A 7,894-nucleotide genomic window follows, 5' to 3' on the forward strand; every position below is an offset into this window, starting at 1 on the left:
AGGATGTTCACACCTGCCAGCATGCGGTTACGGGCATCGGTGTCGAACTTGACGTCCTTTGCAGCCATGTCGTTTCTCCTTGAGAAAATGTATTGGAATGAAGATCAGAGAAGCGCGTGGGCTTACTCGATGATCCCCATGATGTCGCTTTCTTTCATCATCAGCAGCTCTTCGCCGCCGACGTTGACCTCGGTGCCCGACCATTTGCCGAACAGGATCTTGTCGCCAGCTTTAACAGCCATTGCGATCAGTTCGCCGCTGTCCTTGCGTGCGCCTTCGCCGGTTGCAACGACTTCGCCTTCGCTGGGCTTTTCTTTTGCACTGTCAGGAATGATCAGGCCGCCTGCGGTTTTCTCTTCGCTTTCGGTACGGCGAACCAGCACACGGTCATGAAGCGGTTTCAATGCCATCTTTGCAGCTCCTTGGGCTCAAAGTTTATCTATCCTCCCCCCGCCGTCTGGCGAGGCGTTAGCACTCAAGGGTAGAGAGTGATAACGACGCATAGCTAGGGGGTCGGTCAGAGCGAGTCAACAATATCGACTGAACTTTTTTGATCTGCCTAATGGCTTTGGCGGGATCAGTTGGTTTCTTCCCAACTGTAGGCCCAGTGTTTCAGGCCTTCGGTCCCGGTCTCTGACAAGGCATAGACACCCTTTTCGACCTTATCGAACCAGCCGTAGTGATTGTCACGCATCAGGCGCGTCGCCGCCGCAACCCCGGTGGCCTTGGCCACGTCGGCCCCTTTGGCCGCACCGCATTCCGCCAGATGTGCCGCGCATTTCAGAGCATCCTGACGATAGGCTGTGACAATTCCATGCCGGGTAGCGCCACCAGAATTGGGATCGCCTTGCAGCCGGTCAAACTCGCGCAAAAGTCTGGCTTTGCGGATATTGGACTTACGCGGCGCATAAGGACCGGGGTCACATTGCACCTCAACCCTGCCATCTTGCCGAACCGTGATCAGCCCCAGACCCAGACGGCGACACAGGGCCAGATTGTCCCGCAGCGCCCGGCGTGCGGTCTTTCCCGTGGGCTTACATACTGCAACATACACCTGATCCGTCATCTTCAGCCGCGCTATGGCCTGATGAAAAAGGGTCAGCGAAAACCGCAGCTTCAGTTCAACGATCACGGGATCCTCCCCATCACGCAGCGCGACGATGTCGGCTGCGCCCACTTCACCTTTCACGGCATAGCCCTGACGCTCCAACAGCGCTTTGACGGGTGGGTAGAGATCCTGTTCGCGGTCCATTCGGCCATGCTAGGCAGTTTGGCCGGGAATGCCAGATGTCACGGGCAAAACCTCTAAATCAAATGGTTGCACCTGCTTACGCAGCAAGGCAACACTGTCCCTGAGCCAATAATCACACTGCCGGGATGGAACCGATGCGCCTGTTCAGCTTTTTCTTCTGCCTATTGCTGCCTCTGTCTGCACATGCAGCCTGCGAAGGGCGCGATCTTCGGTTGGATATGACAGCCGAACAACACCAGCAACTGGATGAAGCCGTGAGCCAAATCCTGTTTCCCGAAGGCAATCATTGGATCGCCCGCAAGGGGGATACGGTCCTGCATCTGATCGGCACCCTGCACACCAATGATGAGCGGATGGGAGAGGTGATCGAACGACTGTCACCCACACTGAGCGAGGCTGACGCGTTCTATTTCGAGATCACGCAGGATCAGATGGAGGCGTTCCAGAAGGACCTTGAAAAGGACTTCAGCCCTGTGCTGATCACCTCCGGGCCAACTCTGATAGACTTGATGGGCGAAGAGGATTGGGCCGTATTTTCCGCGGCACTCGCTGAACGTGGAATTCCGGACTGGATGGCAGCCAAGATGCGCCCATGGTTTTTGAGCATGATGCTGGGCCTGCCACCCTGCCTGATGACCACCCCCGACGCTGATCGCGGCATGGACAAGCGCCTCTCTGAACTGGCTGAGGCGAAAGGCATCCCCCAATACTCGCTGGAACGCGTTGAGGACGTGATGAACATGTTCGACAGCCACCCGATCGAAGAGCAGGTACAATCGCTGGTTCGGCTGGCCGGTGCGCTGCAGGCCGGGGATGATCACCTGATCACGATGGCCAACGCATATCTCGAAGAAAAGCACGCCGAAATCCTGCAGCTTGCCAAGCTTCAGGGGCTTGAGGCATCCGGCCTGACACCGGAGGAATTCGATGCCGAATGGAAAGGCTTTGAGGACCAGTTGCTGGTGCAGCGCAACGCTAACTGGATGGAGCAGATTCTGGACATCAAGGACCAGACCATCGTGATTGCGGTTGGCGCCGGGCATCTGAGCGATGAATACGGGCTGCTGAACCAGTTGCAGCAGGCCGGGTACACCCTGACTCGCGCTCCGTTCTAGCAGGAACCGGCAGGTCTCAGACCAACCGTCGCAGACAGGCTGCTGCAGGGTGACAAGCGGGATTGGCCGCCCTATAAGGCGCGCAAATTTCCAATCCTCAGGACGCTGATATGACAATCCAAGTATTTGGTCACAAATCCCCCGATACAGACTCGACCGGTTCGCCCATCCTGTGGGCATGGTACCTGAACGAAGTCAAAGGTGAAAAGGCCGAGGCCGTGCTGTTGGGTGAGCCCAATACCGAAGCGGCGTTCATGCTGCAGCGGTGGGACCTGCCCAAGCCGCAAATCATCGAGGACGTAACCGAGGATGCACCGGTTGTCATCGTAGACACCAACAACCCGGCCGAACTGCCCGCCAGCATCAACAGCGCCGATATCCGCGCCATCATCGACCACCACAAGCTGGTCGGCGGTCTGGAAACCAAAGGCCCGATCGACATCACCGTGCGCCCACTGGCCTGCACCGCTACCATCATGGTCGATCTGATGGGCGACGACGCCGCAAAGATGCCCGAACCCATCAAAGGCGCTGCACTGACCTGCATCCTGTCCGACACGCTGGAGTTCCGCTCACCCACCACCACCGCGCATGACCGCGCCGTGGCCGAAAAGCTGGCAGCTGATCTGGGGCTGGACGTTTCGGCCTATGCAGCCGACATGTTCGCGGCGAAATCAGACGTGTCCTCGTTCTCGGACGCGGAACTGATCCGCATGGACAGCAAGGAATACGAAGTCGATGGCACCAAGTTTCGCGTCTCGGTTCTGGAAACCACTGCGCCGGGCGTTGTTCTGGACCGCAAAGCCAGCCTGGCGAGCTCGATGGTTGACGTTGCCAAGGAAGACGGCGTTGATCAGGTTCTGCTGTTTGTCGTCGATATCCTGAACGAAGAGGCTACCCTGCTGGTTCCGAACGATCTGGTCAAAGGCGTTGCTGAGAAGAGCTTTGGTGCAACCGTTGATGGTGACGCTGTGGTCCTGCCTGGCGTCATGAGCCGCAAAAAGCAGATCATCCCGAACCTGAAGGTCTGATTGACTGCCGAACCAAACTAAGAGGCGTCCAATCGGGCGCCTTTTTTCATTGCGACTAAGGATTTGCGCGTTAGGCATCCGTTGGTAAGCTTATGTTGTTAGCCCTTCGATGAATTGGACCAGACAACAGCATGAGCGTACGAAGTTTCAGCACCACGCGGGATATCCTGCGATTTGAAGGCAAGGACAAAGCCGCCTATTGGCGCCGCTTTGCCATGCTTCTAACGCTGTCCGTTGTGATTGCCACGATGGGTATGCTGCGCAATTCCGGGGCCGTGGTGATTGCGGCGATGCTGGTTGCACCCCTGATGACACCCATTCTGGGCGTTGCGGCGGCGATGGTGATGGGTTGGCTGAAACGCGCGTTGACCCTGGCGCTGATCGTGTGCTGCGCCGCGGTTCTGTGTGTTCTCATGGCCTGGTTCATGGTGTATGCGGCCGACGTTCCGCGGGGCGTTCTGATCCCTGATCAGGTTCTGGCGCGCACCGACCCGGGGACCGAGGACCTGATCGTTGCTTTGGCCGCAGGTGTCGCCGGGGCCTATGTTCAGGTCAACCGGTCCGAGCTTAGCCTGTTGCCCGGCGCGGCGATCGGTGTCTCGCTGGTTCCGCCGCTTTCGGCATCGGGAATTCTGCTGTATTTCGGCGAGCCAGCCGAGGCCTATGAGGCCGGTCTGCTGTTTGCAACGAACCTAGGTGCGATCATCCTGTCAGCCTGCGCCGTGTACATCGTTTACGCTGCCCGCTCAGTCGCGTTTGGCAAAGGCAGGCGCAAGCTCAACTTCACGGCAAGTGTGTTCGTGACGCTTGCCTTTCTGGCCGTTGTGGTCATTCAACTGGGGAAATCGACCTACAATCGCTATCTGGAAACCCGCACCGAAGCCGAAGTGGCGCAGGCAATTCGGGATTGGGCCGATCCGGTTTCGGTAGAGATCATCCGCATAGACGTCAACGCAAAGCGGAAGCAGGCCGAAGTCTGGCTGATCGTCGACCTTCCGGCAGAAGCTCAGTTCAAAGTCTCGTCCGTCGCCGGTTTGTTGCCAGAGCAGCTGCGTGAAAACCCCTTGGTCGACGTGCTTCAGGCCGAGCTTGGCCCGGGTTACCTTGCAATCATCCGGTATCAGACACGCATCGGCGCTCAGATCATTCTGGGCACCGAGAACGTGCAACAGGCACCTGATGTAGAAGAGATCACTGAAGACAACTAGCAGCAGCTTATGTGCGATGCGGGATGGTCAAGGCGCAAAAGCTTTGCCATAGCTGTCGCAACTCCGATTTCTGACCCAGAGGCCCTCATGACCCAGATCGTCACCTCGCTTGCCGAGATCTCCGACCGCTACAAGGCACTGTTCGTCGATCTGTGGGGCTGCGTCCACAACGGCATCACCGCCTATCCCGAAGCTGTCGAAGCGCTGAAAGCCTATCGTGAGCGCGGTGGCAAAGTGGTTCTGGTTACCAACTCTCCCAAACCGCGGGCAGGTGTTGCCGAACAGTTGACGCATTTCAACGTCCCGGCAGATTCCTATGACACCATTGCCACCAGTGGAGATTCAGCCCGGTCTGCGATGTTCCGCGGTGAAGTGGGCGAAAAGGTCTATTTCATGGGGGAATGGGAACGCGACGCCGGTTTCTTTGAACCTCTGAAACTGCTGGATCACCCTCTAAACGTCGAACGCGTGCCACTGGATGAGGCCGAAGGCATTGTGTGCTGCGGCCCGTTCGATCCGATGGCTGACCCGTCAGTGAACCGTCCTGATTTTCTTTATGCCAAGCAAAAAGGTCTCAAGCTGCTCTGCGCGAACCCCGATATTGTGGTTGATCGCGGTGAAATTCGGGAATGGTGCGCAGGCGCGCTGGCCAAGCTCTATACTGAAATGGGCGGTGAGAGTCTGTATTTCGGGAAACCCCACCCGCCAATCTACGATCTGGCCCGGCGGCGGTTGCACGCCCTTGGGGTGGATGTCGTAGATTCCGACATTCTGGCCATTGGCGATGGCCCTCATACCGACATCGCAGGCGGCATGGGTGAAGGCATTGATTCCCTGTTTATCACCGGCGGTCTGGCTGCATCCGAGACAAAAACGTCGTACCAGCCTGACCCCGATGCTCTAAACGACTATATTATAAAGGAAAAAATCAACCCGACCTACTCGATCGGTCGTTTGCGTTAGTCAAAAAGGGGCTTGATTTTCTGCGCCTGCAAAGTAATAAAGTTGCCAACCTGCGGCCATGGGTGATTTTTTGTTTCCCGGCCATCATTGAGTGAGGGCGACATGTTGGACAATCTTCCGCGCGGAACGATCTGCATCGAAGACATCGAAATGGGCATGACCCGGCACCTGCGCAAAATGGTGACGGACGAAGACATTGAGATGTTTGCTCAGGTTTCAACCGACCGGAATCCTGTGCATCTGGACGATGACTATGCACGCGACACTATTTTTGAGGGCCGTATCGCACACGGCATGCTGACGGCCGGTCTGATCTCGGCAGTTATCGGCGAACAGCTTCCCGGTCACGGAACAGTCTATATGGGCCAGTCCCTGAAGTTTCTGGCACCCGTTCGTCCCGGAGATATGGTCTACGCCGAGGTTAAGGTGATCGATATCGACTTTGCCAAGCGCCGGGTGAAACTGGACTGCCACTGCGCCGTTGACGGCAAAAAGGTCCTGATTGGTGAGGCAATGGTTCTGGCGCCGTCCAGAAAGTTCGACTGAACCTCAGCCTACCTTCCATGTTCAGAGGGCGCCGATCACGGCGCCTTTTTTAATTGACGGGCTTTGCAATCGGTCGAACTGTCGTAGAACTTGCGCATCAATATTCTTCATTCGAAACGATTTCAGTATCTGCCATGGCCACCTACCGCTCTTACATGATCTGCAGTAGCCCGCGCAGCGGTAGTACTTTGCTGTGCAAGCTGCTCGAGGCGACAGGCATCGCCGGGAAACCTGAATCCTATTTCCATTCGCCTAGCCTTGAAGACTGGCTGGAAAGTTATGAGCTTGAGATCGGCGACTATCCCAATGTCGATGCAGCGCGGGTTGCTGTCTTTCGGGCAGCGCATGCCAAAGGGCGGGCTGGCTCGGACGTCTTCGGCTTGCGAATGCAGGGAAAGAGCCTGGAGTTCTTTCTGGAACAGCTCGGGAAGTTGCATCCCGATCAACCAACTGATGTGGCGCGGTTTCGGGCTCAGTTTGGCAAGCCCCTGTTCATTCACCTGACCCGCAGCGACAAACTTGGTCAGGCGGTCTCATTCGTGAAGGCAACCCAGACCGGGCTGTGGCACAAAAACTCGGATGGCAGTGAGTTGGAGCGCCTCTCTCCTCCGGCTGAACCCGTCTACAACCGGGATGAGCTTGAGCGATGTAAGTATGAGTTCGAGGTGTTAGACGCGAGATGGCTGGATTGGTTTGCACAAGAGGGCATTAATCCTGTGACCATTCATTATGATCAGCTTTCCCGAGATCCCAATGGCGAACTTGCAAGAGTGCTTACTGCTCTGGATCTTGATCCCAGCGTCGCGCATGCAGTGGCCACACCAACCGCAAAACTGGCGGACAGCACCAATCAGGACTGGGTCCGGCGGTTTCGGACAGAAGATGCTGCACCCAGAGCGCGTTATTGACTGAATCAGGTGCTTGAACCCGGCCCCCAGTCCCGCTAGGCAAACGGAATGCAGATCATTCGGGATTTCCAGTTTGTTGAGCCAGAAGACCGAGGCGCCAGTGTTGCGATCGGTAATTTTGATGGCGTTCATATCGGCCATCAATCGGTGATTGACCTTGCCCGCAATGAAGCACCGGATGCGCCGTTGGGCGTGCTCACATTCGAGCCTCACCCACGCGAATACTTCGCACCCGACGCCCCGCCATTTCGCCTGATGCGCGGCAATGCCCGCGCCCACCGGCTTGAGAAACTGGGCGTTCAGAAACTTTATGAATTGCCGTTCAACGCTGCTCTGGCCGGGTTGTCGCCCGAGGAATTTGCCCGAAACGTCATCTGCGACGGTCTGGGGTTGGCACATGTCGTGGTCGGGGCCGATTTCTGTTTCGGCAAGGGTCGCAGTGGGACAACCCAGGATATGGAACGGTTCGGGCGCGAAATGGGCTTTGATGTCACAATCGCCCCCTTGATGGAAAGATCGGAAAACATTGTGTCATCAACTGCTATTCGCACAGCATTGACCGAAGGCCGTCCACGCGACGCGGCTGCGATGCTGGGGCACTGGCACCGGATCGAAGGCGAAGTAGTCGGTGGAGAGCAGCGCGGGCGAGAGTTGGGCTTTCCCACGGCCAACATGTCGATCGAAGGGCTGCACCCGCCAAAATTCGGGGTCTATGCCGTTCTGGTCGACGTTCTGGATGGACCGCACAAAGGCAGCTATCACGGTGCGGCCTCGGTCGGGACCCGGCCGATGTTTAATGGCGAAATCCCCAATATCGAAACGTTTCTGTTCGATTTTTCCGGCGATCTTTATGGCTCTACCCTGTCTGTTG

9 protein-coding genes are annotated in these 7,894 nt (G+C 57.0%); 7 read left to right on the forward strand and 2 right to left on the reverse strand.

Going from position 1 to position 7,894, the window contains the following annotated elements:
* Positions 1-122: 122 nt before the first annotated feature.
* Entirely contained in the window at positions 123-410 is a 288-nt protein-coding gene (locus E1297_RS31020; RefSeq protein WP_155144864.1) for a co-chaperone GroES, read from the reverse strand.
* A gap of 167 nt (positions 411-577) precedes the next feature.
* Positions 578-1,252 carry a DUF2161 domain-containing phosphodiesterase gene (locus E1297_RS31025; protein WP_155144865.1) on the reverse strand — a complete coding sequence of 225 codons (675 nt, stop codon included), beginning with the start codon at positions 1,250-1,252 and terminating at the stop codon, positions 578-580.
* Positions 1,253-1,386: 134 nt separating this feature from the next.
* Here E1297_RS31025 and E1297_RS31030 point away from each other — a divergent pair, with 134 nt between their 5' ends.
* The 7 genes from E1297_RS31030 to ribF all read left to right on the forward strand — a co-directional run.
* Positions 1,387-2,367: a TraB/GumN family protein gene (locus E1297_RS31030; RefSeq protein WP_155144866.1), complete on the forward strand. Its 981-nt coding sequence runs from the start codon at positions 1,387-1,389 to the stop codon at positions 2,365-2,367.
* A gap of 110 nt (positions 2,368-2,477) precedes the next feature.
* Positions 2,478-3,398, forward strand: coding sequence for a manganese-dependent inorganic pyrophosphatase (locus tag E1297_RS31035; protein ID WP_155144867.1), 921 nt, complete (start codon positions 2,478-2,480; stop codon positions 3,396-3,398).
* A gap of 131 nt (positions 3,399-3,529) precedes the next feature.
* The gene (locus tag E1297_RS31040; protein ID WP_155144868.1) at positions 3,530-4,606 is read left to right on the forward strand and encodes a DUF389 domain-containing protein; all 1,077 of its coding nucleotides are present in this window, start codon (positions 3,530-3,532) and stop codon (positions 4,604-4,606) included.
* Between the two features lie 87 nt (positions 4,607-4,693).
* Entirely contained in the window at positions 4,694-5,569 is an 876-nt protein-coding gene (locus E1297_RS31045; RefSeq protein WP_155144869.1) for a TIGR01459 family HAD-type hydrolase, read from the forward strand.
* Between the two features lie 102 nt (positions 5,570-5,671).
* Positions 5,672-6,115, forward strand: coding sequence for a MaoC family dehydratase (locus tag E1297_RS31050; RefSeq protein WP_155144870.1), 444 nt, complete (start codon positions 5,672-5,674; stop codon positions 6,113-6,115).
* Positions 6,116-6,249: 134 nt separating this feature from the next.
* A complete protein-coding gene (locus E1297_RS31055; protein WP_155144871.1) occupies positions 6,250-7,023 on the forward strand; it encodes a Stf0 family sulfotransferase in 774 nt (257 codons plus the stop codon).
* A 48-nt stretch (positions 7,024-7,071) separates the two neighbouring features.
* On the forward strand, positions 7,072-7,894 hold an 823-nt coding region (gene ribF / locus E1297_RS31060; RefSeq protein ID WP_155145043.1), incomplete at its 3' end, for a riboflavin biosynthesis protein RibF.

This window comes from Roseibium sp. RKSG952, from assembly GCF_009711355.1.

Coding starts and splice junctions, on each gene's coding strand:
- E1297_RS31020 (WP_155144864.1), bottom strand. CDS start 410: ATGGCATTGAAACCGCTTCATGACCGTGTGCTGGTTCGCCGTACCGAA.
- E1297_RS31025 (WP_155144865.1), bottom strand. CDS start 1,252: ATGGACCGCGAACAGGATCTCTACCCACCCGTCAAAGCGCTGTTGGAG.
- E1297_RS31030 (WP_155144866.1), top strand. CDS start 1,387: ATGCGCCTGTTCAGCTTTTTCTTCTGCCTATTGCTGCCTCTGTCTGCA.
- E1297_RS31035 (WP_155144867.1), top strand. CDS start 2,478: ATGACAATCCAAGTATTTGGTCACAAATCCCCCGATACAGACTCGACC.
- E1297_RS31040 (WP_155144868.1), top strand. CDS start 3,530: ATGAGCGTACGAAGTTTCAGCACCACGCGGGATATCCTGCGATTTGAA.
- E1297_RS31045 (WP_155144869.1), top strand. CDS start 4,694: ATGACCCAGATCGTCACCTCGCTTGCCGAGATCTCCGACCGCTACAAG.
- E1297_RS31050 (WP_155144870.1), top strand. CDS start 5,672: ATGTTGGACAATCTTCCGCGCGGAACGATCTGCATCGAAGACATCGAA.
- E1297_RS31055 (WP_155144871.1), top strand. CDS start 6,250: ATGGCCACCTACCGCTCTTACATGATCTGCAGTAGCCCGCGCAGCGGT.